Source organism: Rhizobium sp. GN54 (assembly GCF_021026345.1).
Taxonomy (GTDB): Bacteria; Pseudomonadota; Alphaproteobacteria; order Rhizobiales; family Rhizobiaceae; genus Mycoplana.
In genome coordinates, this window is record NZ_JAJNCZ010000005.1 from 309,870 (window position 1) to 330,354 (window position 20,485).

General features: G+C 65.8%; 18 protein-coding genes. 8 read left to right on the forward strand and 10 right to left on the reverse strand.

Annotated elements, in window-relative coordinates:
- Positions 1–7: 7 nt before the first annotated feature.
- Positions 8–2,761: a DNA mismatch repair protein MutS gene (gene mutS / locus LQK81_RS16350; protein WP_230807425.1), complete on the reverse strand. Its 2,754-nt coding sequence runs from the start codon at positions 2,759–2,761 to the stop codon at positions 8–10.
- 114 nt (positions 2,762–2,875) lie between these two features.
- Here mutS and LQK81_RS16355 point away from each other — a divergent pair, with 114 nt between their 5' ends.
- On the forward strand, positions 2,876–5,161 hold the full coding sequence (locus LQK81_RS16355) for an NADP-dependent malic enzyme (RefSeq protein ID WP_230807426.1): 2,286 nt from the start codon (positions 2,876–2,878) through the stop codon (positions 5,159–5,161).
- 54 nt (positions 5,162–5,215) lie between these two features.
- On the opposite strand, the gene LQK81_RS16360 is transcribed toward LQK81_RS16355, so the two are convergent.
- The 5 genes from LQK81_RS16360 to LQK81_RS16380 form a co-directional block, all read right to left on the reverse strand.
- On the reverse strand, positions 5,216–6,094 hold the full coding sequence (locus tag LQK81_RS16360; RefSeq protein WP_230807427.1) for a GNAT family N-acetyltransferase: 879 nt from the start codon (positions 6,092–6,094) through the stop codon (positions 5,216–5,218).
- A gap of 139 nt (positions 6,095–6,233) precedes the next feature.
- Positions 6,234–8,516, reverse strand: a complete 2,283-nt coding sequence (locus tag LQK81_RS16365; RefSeq protein WP_230807428.1) for a hybrid sensor histidine kinase/response regulator — start codon at positions 8,514–8,516, stop codon at positions 6,234–6,236.
- A gap of 55 nt (positions 8,517–8,571) precedes the next feature.
- The gene (gene lspA / locus LQK81_RS16370; protein ID WP_230807429.1) at positions 8,572–9,075 is read right to left on the reverse strand and encodes a signal peptidase II; all 504 of its coding nucleotides are present in this window, start codon (positions 9,073–9,075) and stop codon (positions 8,572–8,574) included.
- Positions 9,072–9,935 carry a TrmH family RNA methyltransferase gene (locus LQK81_RS16375; protein WP_442967147.1) on the reverse strand — a complete coding sequence of 288 codons (864 nt, stop codon included), beginning with the start codon at positions 9,933–9,935 and terminating at the stop codon, positions 9,072–9,074. The genes lspA and LQK81_RS16375 overlap by 4 nt, the downstream gene beginning before the upstream one ends.
- On the reverse strand, positions 9,935–11,098 hold the full coding sequence (locus LQK81_RS16380; protein WP_230807430.1) for a class I SAM-dependent rRNA methyltransferase: 1,164 nt from the start codon (positions 11,096–11,098) through the stop codon (positions 9,935–9,937). Before LQK81_RS16380 ends, LQK81_RS16375 begins: the two co-directional genes overlap by 1 nt.
- 141 nt (positions 11,099–11,239) lie before the next feature.
- Here LQK81_RS16380 and LQK81_RS16385 point away from each other — a divergent pair, with 141 nt between their 5' ends.
- Entirely contained in the window at positions 11,240–11,689 is a 450-nt protein-coding gene (locus LQK81_RS16385; protein ID WP_230807431.1) for an SRPBCC family protein, read from the forward strand.
- Between the two features lie 297 nt (positions 11,690–11,986).
- Here LQK81_RS16385 and LQK81_RS16390 read toward each other — a convergent pair whose 3' ends face one another.
- The 3 genes from LQK81_RS16390 to sppA are packed head-to-tail and all read right to left on the reverse strand — an operon-like array spanning position 11,987 to position 13,680.
- On the reverse strand, positions 11,987–12,346 hold the full coding sequence (locus LQK81_RS16390; protein ID WP_230807432.1) for a DUF1049 domain-containing protein: 360 nt from the start codon (positions 12,344–12,346) through the stop codon (positions 11,987–11,989).
- 53 nt (positions 12,347–12,399) lie between these two features.
- Positions 12,400–12,702 carry an integration host factor subunit beta gene (locus LQK81_RS16395; protein WP_230807433.1) on the reverse strand — a complete coding sequence of 101 codons (303 nt, stop codon included), beginning with the start codon at positions 12,700–12,702 and terminating at the stop codon, positions 12,400–12,402.
- Positions 12,703–12,729: 27 nt separating this feature from the next.
- Positions 12,730–13,680: a signal peptide peptidase SppA gene (sppA, locus tag LQK81_RS16400; RefSeq protein WP_230807434.1), complete on the reverse strand. Its 951-nt coding sequence runs from the start codon at positions 13,678–13,680 to the stop codon at positions 12,730–12,732.
- A 280-nt stretch (positions 13,681–13,960) separates the two neighbouring features.
- Between sppA and lptC the strand changes: the two genes are divergently transcribed.
- The 6 genes from lptC (at position 13,961) to ptsN (ending at position 19,564) form a co-directional block, all read left to right on the forward strand.
- Complete coding sequence (lptC, locus tag LQK81_RS16405; RefSeq protein ID WP_230807435.1) at positions 13,961–14,578, forward strand: LPS export ABC transporter periplasmic protein LptC; 618 nt, start codon at positions 13,961–13,963, stop codon at positions 14,576–14,578.
- Positions 14,579–14,585: 7 nt separating this feature from the next.
- The gene (locus tag LQK81_RS16410) at positions 14,586–15,149 is read left to right on the forward strand and encodes an LptA/OstA family protein (protein WP_230807436.1); all 564 of its coding nucleotides are present in this window, start codon (positions 14,586–14,588) and stop codon (positions 15,147–15,149) included.
- 32 nt (positions 15,150–15,181) lie between these two features.
- Complete coding sequence (gene lptB / locus LQK81_RS16415; protein WP_183802572.1) at positions 15,182–15,967, forward strand: LPS export ABC transporter ATP-binding protein; 786 nt, start codon at positions 15,182–15,184, stop codon at positions 15,965–15,967.
- A gap of 458 nt (positions 15,968–16,425) precedes the next feature.
- Positions 16,426–17,997, forward strand: coding sequence for an RNA polymerase factor sigma-54 (gene rpoN, locus LQK81_RS16420; RefSeq protein ID WP_230807437.1), 1,572 nt, complete (start codon positions 16,426–16,428; stop codon positions 17,995–17,997).
- A 454-nt stretch (positions 17,998–18,451) separates the two neighbouring features.
- Positions 18,452–19,027 (forward strand): ribosome hibernation-promoting factor, HPF/YfiA family, encoded by a 576-nt coding sequence (hpf, locus tag LQK81_RS16425; RefSeq protein WP_230807438.1) that lies wholly within the window; start codon positions 18,452–18,454, stop codon positions 19,025–19,027.
- A 75-nt stretch (positions 19,028–19,102) separates the two neighbouring features.
- Entirely contained in the window at positions 19,103–19,564 is a 462-nt protein-coding gene (gene ptsN / locus LQK81_RS16430) for a PTS IIA-like nitrogen regulatory protein PtsN (protein ID WP_230807439.1), read from the forward strand.
- Positions 19,565–19,844: 280 nt separating this feature from the next.
- Here the strand turns inward: ptsN and grpE are convergent, their stop codons facing one another.
- Complete coding sequence (gene grpE / locus LQK81_RS16435; RefSeq protein WP_230807440.1) at positions 19,845–20,453, reverse strand: nucleotide exchange factor GrpE; 609 nt, start codon at positions 20,451–20,453, stop codon at positions 19,845–19,847.
- Positions 20,454–20,485 lie beyond the last annotated feature (32 nt).

Consider the following 20,485-nt stretch of genomic DNA (forward strand, 5'->3'; position numbering starts at 1 on the left):
CCTGCTTCTAGCGATCGCCGGCTTCCTTCTTGAGTGCGTAGAGCGCCTCCAGCGCCTCCCGCGGCGACATGTCGTCCGGGCTCAGGCCCTTCAGCATCTCGTCGATCTTGGCGTTGCCAGCGGCCTTACCCGCCTCCTCGCGCCGGACCGCCACCTGGAACAGCGGCAGGTCATCAATCAGTTGGCTTGCCGGGTTCTTGCGATCGGCGTCCTCCAGCTTGGCGAGCACGTCCTTTGCCCGCGCGACGACGGATGCAGGGAGCCCGGCGAGCCGCGCCACCTGGATGCCGTAGGAGCGGTCGGCGGCACCGGGGCCGACCTCGTGCAGGAAGATCACCTCGCCGTCCCACTCCTTCACCCGCATCGTGGCATTGGAAAGGCGGCCGAGCTTTTCGGAAAGCACCGTGAGCTCGTGGAAATGGGTGGCGAACAGGCCGCGGCAGCGATTGGCCTCGTGCAGGTGCTCGACCGCCGCCCAGGCGATCGACAGGCCGTCGAAGGTCGCGGTCCCGCGGCCGATCTCGTCCAGGATCACCAGCGAATGCTCGGTCGCCTGGTTGAGGATCGCCGCCGTCTCGACCATCTCGACCATGAAGGTCGAGCGGCCCCGCGCCAGGTCGTCCGAGGCGCCGACGCGCGAAAACAGGCGATCGACGATGCCGATATGGGCACTCTCGGCCGGCACATAGGAGCCCATCTGCGCCAGAATGGCGATCAGCGCGTTCTGCCGCAGGAAGGTCGACTTACCGCCCATGTTCGGGCCGGTCAGGAGCCAGATCGCGCCGTCTCCCTTGCCGCCTACCGGAGAGAGGTCGCAGGCATTGGCGACGAAGGGATTGCCCGCCTGCCGGCGCAGCGCCTGCTCGACGACCGGATGGCGGCCGCCCGCGATCGCAAACATCTTCGAGCGGTCGACGACCGGACGGCAATAGGCCTGTTCCTCGGCTAGGACCGCAAGCCCCTGCGAGACATCGACGACGGACAAGGCGCGCGCGGCGGCCTTGACCGCATCGGCCTGCGCGACCACCGCCTCCGTCAGCACCTCGAACGCTGCAAGCTCGATCGCCAGCGCGCGGTCGGCGGCATTGGCGATCTTCGTTTCCAGCTCCGACAGCACGGTGGTGGTGAAGCGCATCGCGCCCGCCATGGTCTGGCGATGGATGAAGCGCGCCTTGGCCTCGTCGCCCTCGGTCAGCGCCGAGGCGTTCCCGGCCGAGACCTCGATGAAATAGCCGAGCACGTTGTTGTGCTTGATCTTCAGAGACTTGACGCCGGTCTCCTCGGCATATTGCAGCTGCAGGCCGGCGATGACCCGGCGCGACTGGTCGCGCAGCGCCCGCATCTCGTCGAGTTCGGCGTCCGCACCCTCGCGGATGAAGCCGCCGTCGCGCTTCAGGAGCGGCAGTTCGTCGCCGAGCATCGAGGCGAGCCGTTCGACCAGGTCCGCCGGCAGTGCCTCGATATCCCTGCGGGCAGCGGCCAGTTCGCCTTCCAGATCCTGCGCCGCCATCATGCCGGCGACCGCCGAGGCCGCCCGCAGGCCCTGCAGCAGGGCGCCGAGATCGCGCGGGCCGCCGCGGCCGAGCGCCAACCGGGAAAGCGCGCGCGGCATGTCCGGTAGAAGCTTCAGCGCATCGCGCAGATCGGAGGCGAAGGACGGCCAGGCGGCAAGGGCGGCAATCGAATCCAGGCGCTCGTTGACCGGCTCCGGATCGGTCAGCGGCGACATCAGCCGCTCGGCCAGAAGCCGCGCGCCGCCGCCCGTCACCGTCCGGTCGATCGCCTTCAGCAGCGTGCCGCTCTTCTCGCCGGAAAGCGTGCGCACCAGTTCGAGGTTGGCGCGCGTCGCCGGATCGATGAACAGGGTCGAGGCCGCGCTCTCGCGCTCGGGCAGCCCGAGCGGCGGGCGCTCGGCGATCTGCGTCTTCTCCACATAGGCGATCGCGGCCGAAGCCGCCGAGAGCTCGGCGCGCGAGAAGGTGCCGAAGCCGTCGAGCGTGCCGACGTCGAAGTAGCGGGCAATCCGGCCCTCCGCCGTCGCGCTGTCGAACAGCACCGCCGGCTGGGGAACGACGACCCTGCCCAGAACGTCGACGACGGGGCGGAACTCGGGATCGTGGAACAGCGTGTCGGGCACGATCAGTTCGCGTGGCTCGATGCGCAGGATATCTGCCAGCAGCCGCTGCCCGGTCGTCTCGGCCAGCCGGAAGACGCCGGTGGAGATGTCGATCCAGGCGAGCGCCAGTGCCGGCTCGGCGCCGCCGCGGATGCGCGACAGCGTCATCAGGTAATTGGCGTCGGACGGCGAGAGCAGCTTTTCCTCGGTCAGCGTTCCCGGCGTGACGAGACGGACGACGTCGCGGCGGACGACCGACTTCGAGCCGCGCTTCTTCGCCTCCGCAGGATCCTCGACCTGCTCACAGACGGCGACGCGGAACCCGAGCGCGATCAGCTTCTGCAGGTAATCGTCGGCGGCATGGATCGGCACGCCGCACATCGGGATATCCTGTCCCAGGTGCTGGCCGCGCTTGGTCAGGGTGATGCCGAGCGCACGCGAAGCGTCCGCCGCGTCCTGGAAGAACAGCTCGTAGAAATCGCCCATGCGATAGAACAGCAGGCTATCGGGATTGTTGGCCTTGATCTCGATATACTGTTCCATCATCGGCGTCGCCGATGCGCGGCTCGCCACGCTGGCAAGTTCGGAGGTCGTCAATATGTCGCCGGGGCGCACGATCTGGTCGTTCACGGAAAAGCTGTTCATCCCAAAAAAGAGGTGCCACCCTATCCGCCTGTCGCTATAGAAGACAACACCTCAAGGGGACGCAGGGCCTGCTGCCCACAAGAGGTTGACCGGAAATGCATTGGGGGGAGACCGATGGCGGAGACAGGCAAGACGAAGCGGGTGGTTGCAAGCGTGACCGATCAGGAAGCGCTGGATTTCCACGCACAAGGGCGCCCGGGAAAACTCGAGATCACCCCGACAAAGCCGATGGCGACGCAGCGCGACCTGTCGCTCGCCTATTCGCCCGGCGTGGCCGTCCCCGTCAAGGCGATCGCGGAGGACCCTTCCCGCGCCTACGACTATACCTCCCGCGGCAACATGGTCGCCGTCATCTCCAACGGCACCGCGATCCTCGGTCTCGGCAATCTCGGCGCGCTCGCCTCCAAGCCGGTGATGGAGGGCAAGGCCGTGCTCTTCAAGCGCTTCGCCGACGTCGACAGCATCGATCTCGAGGTCGACACCGAGAACGTCGACGAGTTCATCAACTGCGTGCGCTATCTCGGCCCCTCCTTCGGCGGCATCAATCTCGAAGACATCAAGGCGCCGGACTGCTTCATCATCGAGCAGCGCCTGCGCGAACTGATGGACATCCCCGTCTTCCACGACGACCAGCACGGCACCGCCATCATCGCCGCCGCCGGACTGATCAACGCGCTGACGCTGACCGGTCGGGACTTCAAGACGACCAAGCTCGTCTGCAACGGCGCGGGCGCTGCGGCGATCGCCTGCATCGAGCTGATCAAGTCGATGGGCTTCAACCCGGAAAACGTCATCCTCTGCGATACCAAGGGCGTCATCTACCAGGGGCGCGAGGAGGGCATGAACCAGTGGAAGTCGGCCCATGCGGTCAAGACCGACCGGCGCAGCCTCAAGGACGCGCTCGACGGCGCCGACGTGTTCTTCGGCCTTTCGGCCAAGGGCGCACTGACGGCCGAGATGGTGCGCACGATGGCGGCGCATCCGATCATCTTCGCCATGGCCAATCCGGACCCCGAAATCACTCCGGAGGAAGTCGCCCGCATCCGTGACGACGCGATCGTCGCCACCGGCCGCTCGGACTATCCGAACCAGGTCAACAACGTTCTCGGCTTTCCCTACATCTTCCGCGGGGCGCTCGACGTGCGCGCCACCACGATCAATGACGCGATGAAGATCGCCGCCGCCGAGGCGCTCGCCAACCTCGCCAAGGAGGACGTACCGGACGACGTCGCGGCTGCCTACCAGGGCAACCGGCCCCGCTTCGGCGCGCAGTACATCATTCCCGTCCCCTTCGACCCGCGGCTGATCTCGGCCATCCCGGTCGCCGTCGCCAAGGCCGCGATGGACACCGGCGTCGCCCGGCGGCCGCTGCTCGATCTCGACGCCTATGCGCGCGAACTGAAGGCGCGGCGCGATCCGATCGCCTCGACGCTGCAGAGCATCTATGCGCGGGTCCGCCGGCACCCGAAGCGGGTGGTCTTCGCCGAGGGCGAGGAAGAGCAGATGATGCGGGCCGCCGTCTCCTATGCCAACCAGCAGCTCGGCACCGCCATCCTGGTCGGGCGCGAGGAGCGCATGCGCGAGACCGCCGAGCGCGCCGGCATCGATCTCGACAGGCCCGGCATCGAACTCCTGAACGCCCGCATTTCCAGGCGCAACGACGCCTATACCGACTATCTCTACGCCCGCATCCAGCGTAACGGCTACCTGTTCCGCGATGCCCAGCGCCTGATCAACAACGACCGCAACCATTTTGCCGCCTGCATGGTCGCGCTCGGCGACGCGGATGCGATGGTCACGGGCCTGACGCGCAACTACTCGACCGCGCTGGAGGACGTGCGCCGCTGCATCGACGCCAAGCCGGGTCACCGGGTGATCGGCGCCTCGCTGACGCTCTGCCGCGGCCGCACCGTGCTCGTCGCCGATACCGCCGTGCACGACATGCCGAATGCGGAGGAACTGGCCGACATCGCAGAGGAGGCCGCCGGCCTCGCCCGCCGCCTCGGCTACGAGCCGCGCGTGGCGATGCTCGCCTATTCGACCTTCGGCAACCCGACCGGCGAGCGCTCCGAGCGGGTGCGCGAGGCGGTGAAGATCCTCGACAAGCGGCGCGTCGACTTCGAGTATGACGGCGAAATGGCCGCCGACGTGGCGCTCAACCCGAAGATCATGGAGCAATATCCGTTCTGCCGTCTCTCCGCCCCCGGCAACGTGCTGGTCATGCCCGCCTTCCACTCGGCGGCCATCTCGACCAAGATGCTGCAGGAACTCGGCGGCTCGACCGTGATCGGCCCGCTGCTGGTCGGCCTCGACAAGTCGGTGCAGATCGTCTCGATGGGCGCCAAGGACTCGGACATCGTCAACATGGCGGCGCTGGCGGCGTATAACGCGGGGGTTTGAGACATAGGTCCTTCGCCGTATCGGGCGAGGGACCTTCACTCCCCCGACTGCGTTTCAGCTGGCGAACCGCCCCGCGTCCGCACCGTAATAATTGATGTAGCGGCCCGAGATGCTGCCGATCGGCAGGACGATCAGGACGTCGGTGGTGCGGAAGGCGTGATCGACGACGGCGCCGTCGCCGATCATCGCGCCGAGCCGCAGGTAGCCCTTGACCAGCGGCGGCATGGCGGCGAGCGCACGCCGGGCATTGACCGCCTCGCTCGGCATCAGGTCCATGGTGCGGTACTGGTCGGGATGCGCCCTGACCATCCAATCCCCGCCCGCAAGGGCGTTCTGGTGCAGGAAGGACAGTGCCAGCGCATGCTCCTCGGGGACGACGCCGCCGAAGGAGGCGCAGCCGAACATGGCCTGAACGCCATGCTTCAGCGCATAGGCCCAGGCGCCCTGCCAGAGCAGTTCGACCGTGCGCTTGGTGCGGTATTGTGGCAGGACGCAGGAGCGGCCAAGCTCCATGAAGCGCTTGTCCGGATGGCGCGCAATCATCGTCTCGACGTCGAACTCCGATTGCGAGTAGAAGCCGCCCGACCCCCTCGCCACTTCCTGCCGCAGCAGGCGGTAGGTGCCGACGATCTGCTCTTCCGGGTCGCCCTCGATCGCGGTATCGAGCACGAGCAGGTGGTCGCAGACCATGTCCCAGGCGTCGATGTCGCGCCGGCGGCGCATCGCGTCGGGAGCGGTCTGGGCGTTCATCTCCTCGACGAAGACGCGGTAGCGGACGGCTTGGGCGGCATCGATCTCGCTGTTCTTCAGGGCCAGGCGCGTCTCGAGCGTGCCGATCCGGCCGAGCACCTCGGCAGACTTGCGCACGGGAAGCTGGCACGTCGGCGGTACGGTTTCGGTCACCACGTTGGGCTCTGCGATCTCCACGGTCATGGGCCACCTTCCTGCGTTGATTTGCGCGTCTTTAAACACGAATCTGCAACAGGATGGTGACATCCACGCGACCGGGACCATAGGGCCGCAAACACCCACGGGCAAGCAGATGCGGGCCACAATCAGGGGCAGTGGCGAATTAGTTTATGACACGCGCGGCCGTCAGCCGGGAGATCTCCGAAAGCAGCGCCGGCGGCTCTGCCGGCTTGACCATGACGCAGGCGGCGCCGCAGGCGATCAATTCCTGGTGAAGCGCCGCACGCCGGTCGGCGGTCAGCACGATGACCGGCACCGCCCCCTCCCCGGAAGCGATCGCGCGGATGACCTCGCGCCCCTCGCCCCCCGGCATGCCGACGTCGGTGATGACCATGTCCGGCCGGGCCCTGCCCTCACCGAGCGCCGCCAGCAGCGCCGGGAAATCCTCGACGAGCTCGACCTCGAAGCCCGCCTTCGAGAGCATCGAACGCACCAGCATGGCATTGATCGGGTCGTCCTCGGCCAGCAGCACCCGGCCGGCTCGCCGTTCCGGTTCGGGAGGCAGCTCGTCCGCCGGCGGCTCGCTCAGGATCGGGCGGTTGTCGTTGATGGCGTCGCGGATCTCGATGCCCTTCATGCGCCCGCGCAGGACCTCCACCAGCGAACGTTCGCGCAAGGGCCGGATCAGCCAGGCGTCATACCCCTCGCCGTTGCCGATCGCCCGCCCGGTGCGCTCCTCCGGATTGACCAGATAGACGCGGCGGATGCGGGGATCGGCGAAAGCCGGCAGGTGCAGCAACTCCCGCCGGAAATCACCCGAAAGCCTGTTGTCGACGATGATGTCGGTCAGCGGAAAGGCAACCGCGCCCTGGGTGATCTCCAGCGCCTCGTTTACCTCGGCGACGTGGCGGCAGGTGCCGCCGAGCGTCTCGATGGTCCGCTTCAGGGCCTTCGAGACCGGTCCTTCCGGCGCGAACAGGAAGACGGCCGAACCGCGCAGCGGCCCGGAGCGGCCGGTGACGGGCGCAAGCGTGGGTGCTGCCGGCATCCGGATGGTGAAGGTGGAGCCGCGGCCGAGTTCGCTCGCAAGCGTCAGCGCGCCGCCGGCCTCGCGCAGGATGCGCGCCGAGATCGCGAGCCCGAGCCCGGCGCCGCCGCGGCGCTGCGAGACGCCGCCCGCCTGTTCGAAGGCCTCGAACACGCGCGCCTGCTCCTCCGCCGTCATGCCGGGACCGGTGTCTGCAATGGTGACGACGATATGGTCGCCCTCGAGCGTCGTCTCGAGGTAGACACCGCCTGCGGGGGTGAATTTCACCGCGTTGCCGATGACGTTGTAGAGCACCTGCCTGAGCCGCGGTCCGTCGAAGAGCATGACCGCGGGCACGTCGGCGGAGACGAAGGAGCCGATCTCGATGCCCTTCTCGTGGGCGCGGGGCGACAGCATCTCGACGACGCTTTCCAGAAGCGGTCGCACCGGCTCCTCGCAGGGGCGAAGCTGGAACCGGCCCGCCTCGATCGTGGAGAAGTCGAGCAGGTCGTCGACGAGTTGCACCAGCGCATGGCCGGACTGGCGGATGCCGGCGAGGTAGTTCTTCTGCTCCGCGGTCAGCCGCGTCTGGCCGATGAGGTGCGACATGCCGAGGATGCCCGACAGCGGCGTGCGGATTTCATGGCTGACGGTGGCGAGCAGGCGGGATTTCGTCTCGCTCTCCATCTCCGCCCGGCGACGGGCGATCTCGCGCTCGTTTTCCGCCCGGCGTTCCTCGGTGACGTCGCGGGCGATGCTGTGGATCACCAGTTCTCCAGTCGCCGGGTCACGGATGGTGATGTCGTGCCAGGCATAGATGCGCACACCGCCCGGCGTCGCGATCTCGACATCATAGTGATAGGGCAGCGCCTGCGAGCGGAAATCCAGCCCGATCTCGCTGCAGGACAGCCCCCTCGGATCGATGATGCCGACGAGATCGCTGATCACGGCATTGGCGCGGAGAATCCTGCCGTCCAGCGAACGCACCATGACGATATCGCGCAGAATGTCGTGGATCGCCGACGTCACCGCCGCCGTCTCGTTCTGTTCCCAGTAGCGGTCGTGGCTATGCTCGGCGTGGCGGCCGTTTCGCTGTGCGCTCTGCACCCCGTGCCGGACCATCAGGATCGAGCCGGCGATCCCGATCGTTCCGAGGCCGAATGCTGCGATGTGGAAATCCTGGAGGATGCCGGTGACCAGGACCAGTCCGGCCGAGAGCAATGTCAGGCCGGCAACGATCGCCGAGGTGAACGCCTGGTCGAAGGGCGTCTGACCGGCAGCATCGGCCGCAGACCGGGCCGCAGCGCGCACACCGTCCCCCGGCTCGCCGCCCTCGTTGCGCGGCGCTCCCCCGTCCTCGTGCGGCTCGTGCGCGAATTCCGCCCGGAGCCTGCCCTGGAGCTTGGCTGGTTCGCTCATGAGGCGCAGATAGCACGCCAAGCGTTCAGAACCGCTTCAGCAAACCGCTCGCATTTTAACGATCGGCCGGCGCCTTGCGCCGTCGCACCAGCAACAGCTCGTCCAGCAGGATGAGGCCGGCACCGATGGTGATGAAGCTGTCGGCGAGGTTGAAGACGGCGAACGACCAAGTCGAGGTGTAGAACAGCACGTAGTCGATCACGTATCCGTAGAGGAAGCGATCAATGAGATTGCCGATCGCGCCGGCGAAGATCAGCGCATAGCCCGCATGCGCCACGCCCCTCGCCTTCGGCGTCTGCCACCAGAGCCAGCTGACGAAGGCAACGACCACGAGGCGCAGGCCGACGATGAACCAGTCCTCCATGCCCGACAGCATAGAGAACGCGACGCCGTAATTGTAGGTGCGATAGAGCGCCAGCATCGGCACGACGTGCACCGCCTGCTGAAACGGCAGCCAGGCTTCGACGGCGAATTTCACGAGCTGGTCAACCAGCACCGCAAGCACGATGAAGACGGCGACCGGGACCGGCCTGGAAAACAGCGGGATGCGATCGTTCATTCGGAGCCGTCCAGGGACAGGAGGTGGCGGCGGGCCTCAAACAGCATGATGCCGGTCGCGATCGCCAGGTTGAGGCTGTCGGCGCGGCCGGCCTGGGGGATGCGCGCGAGCGCGTCGGCTGCGTGCGCCAGTTCGTCGGGAATGCCGGCCTGCTCGTTGCCCATCAGGAGGACGACCGGCCGCCCCTTGTAGTCGATCGTGCGGTAGTCGACGGCGCCGGCCAGGTGCGTGGCGACGAGCTTCACGCCTGCCTCCTTCTTCCAGCGCAGGAAATCGGCCACGGAGGCCCTGGTGACGGGCATGGCGAAGACGGATCCCATCGTCGCGCGGACCGTTTCCAGCGAGAACGGATCGGTGGTGTCGCCGACGAGGATGACGCCCGAGGCGCCGGCCGCGTCGGCGGTGCGGATGATGGTGCCGAGGTTTCCGGGGTCGCGGACGCGATCGAGCGCCACGTAGGTCTCGCCGGCGTCCGGGCGCAGGTCCTTCAGCGGCGTGTAGCGCTGCTCGAAGACGCCCACCACCATCTGCGGATTGTCACGCCGGGTGATGGCCGACATCACCTTCTCGCTGACCTCCAGCACCAGTCCGCCCCTGGCAAACGTCTTCGCAGCGACCTGCTCCACCTGCGGCTTGCCTTTGGCCGCCTTGGCATAGACCAGCGTGCGGATGGCCCAGCCGAGCTCGAGCGCGTCGATCACGAGCTTGAGCCCCTCGGCCATGAACGTCTTCGTCTCGTCGCGCGTCTTCTTCTGGGCGAGCGCCTTGATGTCCTTGACGATCGGATTGGCGAGGCTCGTCACCTCCTTGACCTGACCCACGCGGTGCGGGCCCCTGTCGTGTTCGTGACGCTCGCTCATCAGGAAGTCCACCGGCTGAAGAGAGACGTGGAAAGGGCGCGGCCGGGCACGCTGCCGTCGAGGCCGCCCTCGCGGATGACCAGTTCACCGGATTCGACCAGTCCGCCGCGGCCGCGCATGGTCTCGCGCACCAGCTCGTGGATCGAATAGAAGCTCGCCCGGATGGAATAGGCCGTCAGCACCAGGGCCGCATCCTTCGGCGACAGGATCTCCCGGCAGATGTCGAGCATCAGCGGCAGGCCCTCGAACAGCTGCCAGACCTCGCCGTTCGGGCCGCGGCCGAATTTCGGCGGATCGGCGAGGATGATGTCGTAGCGGCTGCCGCGGCGCTCCTCGCGCAGGATGAACTTCATCGCATCCTCGCAGATCCAGCGGATAGGCAGCTTCTCGCCGCGGCCGAGCGCCTGGTTCTCGCGCGCCCAGCCGATCGCCTTCTTCGAGGCGTCGACATGGGTGACCTCGGCGCCGGCGCCGGCGGCCACCAGCGAGGCGACGCCGGTATAGCCGAAGAGGTTCAACACCTTCAGCGGCCGGCCGGAGGCCTCGATCCGCGCCTTCATCCAGCTCCAGTGGGCCAGTTGCTCGGGAAAGACGCCGACATGGCGGAAGGCGGTGAAACGGCCGTAGAAATCGGTATCCAGCAGCCGCATCGGCCATGTTTCGCCAAGCGCCGCGCCGGGAAAGCGCCAGCGCCCCATGCCGTCCTCGTCGGTATCGCCGGTGAAGACGGCATCCGCCCGGTCCCAGACATGCGCCGGCAGGCTGCGCGGCCAAAGGGCCTGCGCTTCGGGCCGAACGATCCGGTAGGGCCCGTATTGCTCGAGCTTTTCGCCGGCGCCGCTGTCGATCAGCCGGTAGTCGTCGGTGCCGGCCGTCTCGAGGATGACCGGAACCCGTTCGGCCGGCTTTTCGCCGGCATGCACTCTCACCGGGCGTTGCGGCTCGGAGGGTTGCTCGGCCACCTTTTGCGGGCGGGTGCGCACCGTGTCGGCTGCGACGCTGCGTGGCTTTGCAGGGGACCGCGCCGCCGCACCCGGATGCTTCGGGCCGCCCTTCGCATCCGGCTTGGCAGCGGCCTTGGCAGCCGGCCGGACGCGATCGCCTGCGCGCGCCGCTCCCGTTGCAGCGGGGCCATTCTTCTGCCGGCGGTTTCTGTCCTTCACGTCGCGGTCCGTCTGGTTCTTTTTTTGGAAAGCGGACGCAGATCCGCGGGAAAGCGAGACCAAATAGCACCCCTCTCCCACTTGGCAAAGCGCTTTCCGATCTGCGATAAACCAAGCGAGCGGTTCAGGAGGAGAAACGCCATGGACTTGACAGGTGAGGAGCGCATCGCCGCCCCGCGCGAGGCCGTCTGGGCCGCGCTGAACGACCCGGAGACGCTGAAGGCCTGCATTCCCGGATGCCAGTCGCTGACCCAGACGTCGCCGACCGAACTCGAGGCCACCGTCAAGATCAAGATCGGGCCGGTCTCCGCGACCTTCAAGGGCGAGGTGACGCTGTCGAACCTCAATCCGCCGGAAAGCTATACGATCGCGGGCGAAGGCAAGGGCGGCATTGCCGGCTTCGCCAAGGGTGGAGCGGATGTGAAGCTGACCGACGAGGGCGCCGAGACGCTGCTGGCCTATACGGTCCGCGCCGAGATCGGCGGCAAGCTGGCCCAGCTCGGCTCCCGCCTGATCGATTCCACCTCGAAGAAGCTCGCCGCGCAGTTCTTCGCCGACCTCGGCACCCGGCTGAACGGCGGTGTCGCGTAGGAGCCTCGTCGGAAAAGGGGCGGTGGCGGGCACAGAGTGCGCGGAACCCCCTCATCCGGCGCTGCGCGCCACCTTCTCCCCGCTGGGGAGAAGAGGGAACGCGACGTTGTGCCGTAGCCGGGCGGAGTCGCTGAGATTTCGGACATGCGACGTCTGATCCAGGCAGAAAACGCATGTGACGGACGTGATCCGGACGGGGCCGAGCAACAATTCCCTCTTCTCCCCGTCGGGGAGAAGGTGGCGCGCAGCGCCGGATGAGGGCGGCGGCGGCACAACGCTGCGGTTAGCTTCAGCTTCCTACTTTGGCGCCGCCAACGCGGCCTGCGAGGCGGGCTGTGTCTGCGACGCCAGCGTTTCGGCGCGGGCCTTCTGCTTGTCGGCCTCGGTGTGCCACTTGACCGCCTCGGTCGCCTCGACGCGGGCACGCTTGCGGTACTTGTGCTGGCTGATCCAGGTGGCGACGGCGCCGATGACCATGCCGAGCAGCAGCGCCAGGAAGAGGAAGACGAAGAAGGGCGCCGTCAGCGACAGGACCGAATCGTCCGGCCGGAACGGGTTCAGCGCCATGCGCACCGGCTGGCGGTTGGCGACCGAGAGCACGACGAGCACAATCGCGACCGGCACCAGCACGACGATGTTGACAACTTTTCTGACCATGGGGCCGCCTCCCGCATACGGAACTGTCGATGGACCGCGGCGCGACGCCGACATCAATCGGCGTCGTCGTCCACGTGATTGGGGTTGAGCCGCTCGCGCAGTTCCTTGCCGGTCTTGAAGAAGGGTACCCACTTCTCCTCGACGAAGACGCTGTCGCCGGTGCGCGGGTTGCGGCCGGAACGCGACGGGCGGTTCTTGACCGAAAAGGCACCGAAGCCGCGCAGCTCGACCCGGTTGCCGGCGGCGAGCGCATCGGAAATCTCGTCCAGCACCGCGTTGACGATGTTCTCCACGTCGCGGTGATAGAGATGCGGATTGCGAGCGGCGACGATCTGTACCAATTCTGACTTGATCACTGTTGTCCCCTCAAAACGCGTGTCTTTTCAATCACGTCCAACCTGCCAAACAGAGACAAGACCGTCAAGGAACAACTTTTCGCCCCCGAGCTTTTCGATTGCCTCGGACGGGCCGACGTCGAGTCCGAGCAGACCCTTCAGCAAGTCGGCGGAATCGATGCCGATGCCGAACAGGCCCGAGCGCCGCGGCGGCTCGTAGTCGACGACGGAAAGGCGGCGGCTGACGTCGCGCGTCTCGAGATAGTCGCGGATCTCGTCGTCGCCGCCGAGCTTGTCGACGAGCTTGGCCTGCAGCGCCTGTCGACCGGTATAGATGCTGCCGTCGGCCAGCCGCAGCACGTCTTCGCGCGGCAGCTTGCGGCGGTCGGCAACGACATCGACGAACCAGGCGAAGCTGTCGTCGACCATGCGGCGGATCATCGCCCTGGCCTCCTCGCTCGCCGGATGGAACGGAGAGGGCTCGGCCTTCAGCGGCGCCGACTTCACCTCGTCCAGCGAGACGCCGAGCTTGTCCATCAGCGGCTTGATCTGCGGATACTGGAAGATCACGCCGATCGAGCCGGTGATCGAGCTCTCGCCGGCGATGATCGTGTCGCCGGCGGTGGCGATCATGTAGCCGGCGGAGGCGGCAAGCGTGCGCACGTCGGCAACGACCGGCTTCTTTTCCGCCACCTTGCGCAGCGCCTTGAAGATGACCTCGCCGCCATAGGTCGTCCCGCCCGGCGAGGTGATGGATACCACGAGCGCCTTGACGCGGTCGTTCCGCTCGATCCGCTCCAGCCGCTCCAGAAGCTCGGTGTCGTCCTGGATGACGCCGCTGATCTTCACCCGGGCGATGTGGCTCTGGCCGGCGCCGGTTTCCCAGTTGACAGCCACCGCCACGAAGGCCGCGGCCGCCACGAGCAGAACGGCGGCGACCCGCCAGAAAGTGAGCTTGCGGCGCAATTGCCGGCGATCGGCTATGGCGGACTGATCCATCTGCAAATTCCCCGTGCGGTAATTTTTCGTGGCCGACGGCGAAGGCGCCATTTGCCAAATGCCTCATCGATATGGCATTAGCCGGGCAGATGGCAAATCATTCGCATCAAATTTAACACATCCATTGTTTCCTCTGGAATAATTGCCATATGGGGCGCGTTACTATGGTTCGGGGCACAGGCGACTGCGCCGGCACGGGCCTTGGGGCCGCAGACATCGAACAAGGCCAATGCTGACAACAGTCGCAGAGACGCATCACGCTGGACAGCCGGAGGGCCGCATGACGGAGGCATACCGTCGGGCGGCACGTCATTCGGCGCGCGTGCGCGTGCTCAAGATCGCACTGCCCGTGATCGGCCTCTTCATCGCGGCGGTCTTCGCCGTCGTCTCCATCGTCAGCACCTATCTTCCCGACGAGCTCGACGTCGAAAGCGCCACGATCGAGGACGGCAAGGTGGTGATGAAGAATCCCGCCATCGCCGGCCGCAACCGGGACGGCATCAGCTACTCGATGAAGGCCGACCGGGCGCTGCAGGACATGAAGAACCCGGACATCATCCAGCTGGAAAACATCAAGGCGCAGATGCCGGTCAACGAGAAGATGATCGCGCAGGTCGACGCCGTCACCGGCATCTACGACCGCGGCCGCAATATCCTCGACATGACCGCGCCCTTCACCATTCGCCTCAATACCGGCCTCGAGGCCGCCTTCCGCGATGCCCATCTCGACATCAACGGCGGCCGCATGTCGACCCAGCAGCCCGTCACCATCCAGTCCAAGGAAGCTTCGATTGTTGCGCAGTCGCTGCGAATGACGGATAAAGGGCGAACCGTCGTCTTCGAGGGAGACGTCGTCGTCAATGTCGATCCCGCCGCTATCCGCAACAGAGAGAAGTAGGGCCACGATGTCCGCATTTTCTGAACCCGCGCAAAGACATGCCATCCTGCCGCTTCTCGCAGCCGGTCTCCTGCTGGCCGCAACGACCGCCGGCGCGCAGGAAACGAAGAGCCAGCTGAAGGGGCTTCAGCTGTCCAACGACCAGCCAATCCAGATCCAGAGCGACAAGCTCGAGATCCAGCAGCAATCCAACACCGCCCAGTTCACCGGCAACGTCAAGGTCGTACAGGGCACCACGACCCTGCAGGCCGGCAGCATGGTGGTGCACTACACGGCCCAGAGCGGTGGCTCGATCTCGAGCGGCGATGCCGACATCGAGAAGATCGAAGTCGCCGACAAGGTGCTCCTCCAGTCGGGCACGCAGGAAGCCACCGCCGATACCGGCACCTTCAACCTCATCGACGAGGTGTTCGTGCTGAAGGGCGACAAGGTGGTGCTTTCGGAGGGCAAGAACGTGTTCGTCGGCTGCCAGCTCACCGTGCTGATGCGCACGGGCGAAGCCAAGCTCGATGCCTGCGGCGGCAGGGTCATGATACAGCTCGATCCCAAGTCCCGCAAAACCACGAACTGACGACGCCCGTGTCCCTTGTTTCCCTCTCCCGCATGTCGCGCCGCGTCAAGAAGGCCGAGCCGCTGATCCGGCGCACGGCCGATACGTCGCGCTATGAAGGCACCCTGATCGCCCGCAACCTGACGAAGAGCTATGGCGGCAGGCGCGTGGTCAACGGCGTGTCGCTCGTCGTGCGGAGAGGCGAGGCGGTGGGGCTGCTCGGTCCCAACGGCGCCGGCAAGACGACCTGTTTCTACATGATCACCGGGCTCGTGCCGGTGGACGAGGGAACGATCGAGCTCAACGGCAACGACGTCACGACCATGCCGATGTATCGCCGCGCCCGTCTCGGCGTCGGCTACCTGCCGCAGGAAGCCTCGATCTTCCGCGGACTGACAGTGGAACAGAACATCCGCGCCGTCCTCGAGGTGCACGACCGCGACCGGGCGCGCCGCGAGCGCAAGCTCGATAGCCTGCTTGCCGAATTTTCGATCTCGCACCTGCGCAAATCGGCGGCGATCGCCCTTTCGGGCGGCGAACGCCGCCGGCTCGAGATCGCCCGTGCGCTCGCCACCGACCCGACCTTCATGCTGCTCGACGAACCCTTCGCCGGCGTCGACCCGATCTCCGTCGCCGACATCCAGGCGCTGGTGCGCCACCTGACGTCGCGCGGCATCGGCGTGCTGATCACCGACCACAATGTCCGCGAGACGCTGGGCCTGATCGACCGCGCCTACATCATTCATGCCGGCGAGGTGCTGACCCACGGCCGCGCGAACGACATCGTCGCCAATCCCGACGTGCGCCGCCTTTATCTGGGCGACAATTTCAGCCTTTAGGCTTTCGGGTTCGCATTCGCGGGTTTTCGCCGCGCTACCAGATTTCCACGGGTGATGTCGACAAGGCTCGCGCAAAAGCAGGTCATGCCGCGACAATTTCGCGCTTCCGCCGCCGCGGAGGCGACGAAATTCACCTTATCGCGCAACGGCTGCTTGACCAAATCCGATAAAAAAGCAATTTTTGGGCCAGCCTGAAATTCCGGGTGGGACCTGAGGTCCGTCGACCCGGAACCAACACCGCGGCACGGCCCTTGCGGGACCGGTTTTGGAAGGGCGGCTGGGTGTATGCTGCACCGCGCAGCCCTTGGAGGGCGCTCAGAGGCGGCAACAGAATTGTGAACTGCGCATCGTCCGTTGCGGAGATCGGCATCGATTTCTGCAGAGGAGAGCGCTTGCGTGCGGCGTCCTTGTTGAGTTTCGAGCGACATGTGACGGCGTCAGGGAGTATGAGCGTCCGCATGGCACTCGCAGCCAGCCTTCTTCTACGGCAAAGCCAGTCTCTGGTGATGACGCCGCAACTGATGCAGTCGATCCAGCTGCTGCAGATGACACATCTGGAGTTGACGCAGTTCATCGAGAACGAGGTCGAGCGCAATCCCCTGCTTGAACTCGTGTCGGGCGACGACGCCGCGCGCGGCAGCGATGTCGCCCATGCCGAGAGCGATTATTACTCCGTCAACGAGGAGCGCCCTGCTGCAAGCGAGCCAGCCGCGGACGGCTACGCCGGCGACCTCTACGATTCGGCGACGGCGGGCCGGACCGAAACCATGGCGGAATCCTTCGATACCAGCATGGAGAACGTGTTCCCCGACGATGCCGGCCCGAAGACGGCGGACGCGCCGGAACTGCTCGGGCAGTGGAAGTCGATGCCGGGGGCGGGAGACGGCGACGGCGAGGGCTACGATCTCGACGAGTTCATCGCCGGGCGCACCACTTTGCGCGACCACCTCGAGGCCCAGGTTCCGTTTTCGCTCACCGCTGCCGTCGACCGGCTGATCGCCGGGCACCTGATCGACCAGCTGGACGAGGCCGGTTACCTGAGTTCGAACCTCGCGGAGACCGCACTGAAGCTCGGAAAGCCGCTGCAGGAGGTCGAGCGCGTGCTCGATGTGCTGCAGCAGTTCGATCCTCCCGGCGTCTTCGCGCGCACGCTTGCCGAATGCCTTGCGATCCAGCTTCGCGCCCGCGACCGCTTCGATCCGGCGATGGCCGCGCTGATCGGCAATCTCGAGCTTCTCGCCCGCCGCGACTTCGCCGCATTGAAGCGCCTGTGCGGCGTCGACGAGGAAGACCTGATCGACATGCTGGCCGAGATCCGCAAGCTCGATCCAAAGCCGGGGACGCGCTTCCAGGCGGGCGTCAGCGAATCCGTCGTTCCCGACATCGTCGTGCGGACCGCGCCGGACGGAAGCTGGATCGTCGAGCTCAATCCCGAGACGCTGCCGCGCGTCCTGGTCAACAACGAGTACTATGCCTCCGTCTCGCGCCGGTCCGACCGGGCGAGCGACGATCAGGCCTTTCTCAACGAATGCCTGCAGAACGCCAACTGGCTGACGCGGAGCCTGGACCAGCGGGCCAAGACGATCATGAAGGTGGCGACCGAGATCGTCCGCCTGCAGGACGCCTTCCTGATGCACGGTGTGGACCATCTGCGGCCGCTCAACCTGAAGACGGTCGCCGACGCCATCAAGATGCACGAATCGACCGTCAGCCGCGTGACGTCGAACAAGTACATGCTGACGCCCCGTGGCCTGTTCGAGCTGAAATACTTCTTCACCGTGTCCATCGGCGCCTCCGGCGGCGGCGATTCGCATTCGGCGGAATCGGTGCGCCACCGGATCCGCACGATGATCGCCCAGGAAACGCCGGAAGAGGTCCTTTCCGACGACGACATCGTGGATATCCTCAAGAAGGGCGGCGTGGACATCGCCCGACGAACGGTCGCGAAATACCGCGAAGCGATGAACATCCCCTCCTCCGTCCAGCGCCGGCGGGAGAAGCGAGCGCTGGCCAAGGCTGCCGGATTCTGACGCCTGCGGCGACCTCGCCATAATTCCTCCTGCCGAACAAATCGACGTGAAGGTCCGCGCAGGGCCTTCACCGTCAGCTCACACATTCGTGGCTGGCGACGGGTGCCGGCCGGCACCGCAGAAGGTCGATGTAAACCAAGGCGTTAACGCGACCTGCGGGCTCACTCCTGCCGCGGCGGCAAAGATCGGCACCGGCCGATGGATCCAATTTTCATTTGCGCCGTTGTCATTGATGGCGAGAATGTGTCCGGCCTGATCCGGCCGGTGCTGTTGACTCTCGGGAAAGGAAGGGATAGATGCCCGCCCCAATTCCAGCGAGAAGACAGGCCGGATCTGGTATGCCCGTTTTCCCCGGTACGACAGGCGAAAATATGGTGCTCGCGTGAAGTGCTTGGATGACGGGTCCGGTTGGAATAGACTGTGACACGCAAATCACAATCTGAGAGGAAGCTCCATGAGTGTGCGTGTATCCGGCAAACATATGGAAATCGGCGATGCTTTCCGGCTGCGAATTGAAGAGCAGATCGGGGCGGCCGTCACCAAGTATTTCGATGGAGGATATTCGAGCCAGGTCACCGTGGAAAAATCCGGTTCGCGATTCAGCGCCGACTGCAAGGTACACCTCGACACGGGTGCCGCCCTGCAGGCAAACGGCGAGGCGAACGATCCGATTATCGCGTTCGACGCGGCTTCCGATCGGATCGAGAAGCGCCTCCGCCGCTACAAGCGCAGGCTCAAGGACCACCACAACGGAAACGGCCATGACGCCTATGCGGAAGTCGCCTACGCCGTCGTGGATGCCATACCGGACGACACGGATGAACTTCCGGCCGACTACGCGCCGACGATCGTTGCGGAAAGCACGAAGAAGCTGAAGACCATGTCCGTTGCGAGCGCCGTCATGGCGCTCGACATGACGGACGAACCGGTTCTGCTCTTCCGCAGCGTCGGGCAGGAGCAACTCAACATCGTCTACAGACGAAACGACGGAAATATTGGCTGGATAGATGCAGCCAATATCAAAGGCTAAAGTGGCAGGGGAAAGCGTCCGGGGGCTGGGCGCTTTCCGCTTCAATCCTTCACTGCGGCTCACGAGGACAGAAGAATGGCATTGGCAGGTTTGCTGCAGCAGAGTGCGATAATTCCGGCTATGAAAGCCAATTCGAAGAAGCAGCTACTTCAGGAACTGGCAATAAAAGCGGCGAAGATCACCGGACTTCCGGAGCGCGAGATATTCGATGTCATCCTCCAGCGCGAGCGTCTCGGCTCGACAGGGGTCGGCAACGGCATCGCCATCCCGCATGGCAAGCTCAAGGAACTGGATCAGATCACCGGCCTCTTCGCCCGCCTGGAGACGCCCGTGGACTTCGAAGCCCTGGACGACCAGCCGGTCGACCTGGTCTTCCTGCTGCTCGCGCCGGAAGGCGCGGGCGCCGATCACCTCAAGGCCCTTTCGCGCATCGCCCGGGTGCTGCGCGATCCGGCCATGGTGGCGAAGTTGCGGTCTTCGGATTCGGCCACGGCGATCTACGCCTGCCTGAGCGAGGAACAGGCCAACGCCGCCTGATCGGGCCGCCGGACAGACGCACGCAAAAGGGAGCGCGCCGGCGTTCTTCCCTGAAGGTGTGCTTGCGTGCGTGAACGTGCCCGACGGTCGGCGGCTCTCGCCCTGACCGGCGACAGGAAGACAGGAAAAACCGGCGGCCTTGTGGCGCGCCGGTTTTCTTTTTTTGCCGATCCATTGACGGCCGATCTCCCGGCCACCCTCCCCCGGATCCAGAAAAGAAGAAACCCGGCAGCCGCGAGGTTGCCGGGTTGGAAGATGTCGATCGCCGATTTCGCCGGGCTCAGGCCTGGTCGGGCTTGTCTCCGCCGGCGGCGAGCTTGGGGCCACCCTTGGAAACACCGACCATGGCAGGCCGCAGGACGCGGTCGCCGATCTTGTAGCCGTCCTGCACCACCTGCAGAACGGTGCCGTGCGGCACCTCCGCGTTCGGCACCTCGAACATGGCCTGATGGAAGTTGGGGTCGAACTTCTCGCCGATCGGCTCGAGCTTGCGGACGCCGTGACGCTCCAGCGCCGACAGCATCGAGCGCTCGGTCATCTCCACGCCTTCGATCAGCGCCAACAGGCCGGCGTCACCGGCTTCACGGGCGTCGGCCGGGATGGCCTCGAGGCCGCGGCGCAGATTGTCGGAAACCGCGAGCATGTCTCGTGCGAAGCCCGAAATCGCATAGGACTTGGTGTCCTTGATGTCACGCTCGGTACGGCGGCGCAGATTGTCCATCTCGGCGGCAAGGCGCAGGTACTTGTCGCGCAGATCGGCGTTCTCTGCCTTGAGCTGGTCGACCGGATCGGCTTCTGCCTCCGCGACTTCGGTCTCTGGCGACACAGCGGCAATCTCGGCCTCGTCATTGGCGGCTTCGGGGGCGTGCTTGCTGGTATCGTCGGTCATGATTTTCTCCGGATTGAGAAAGCGGCATGTCC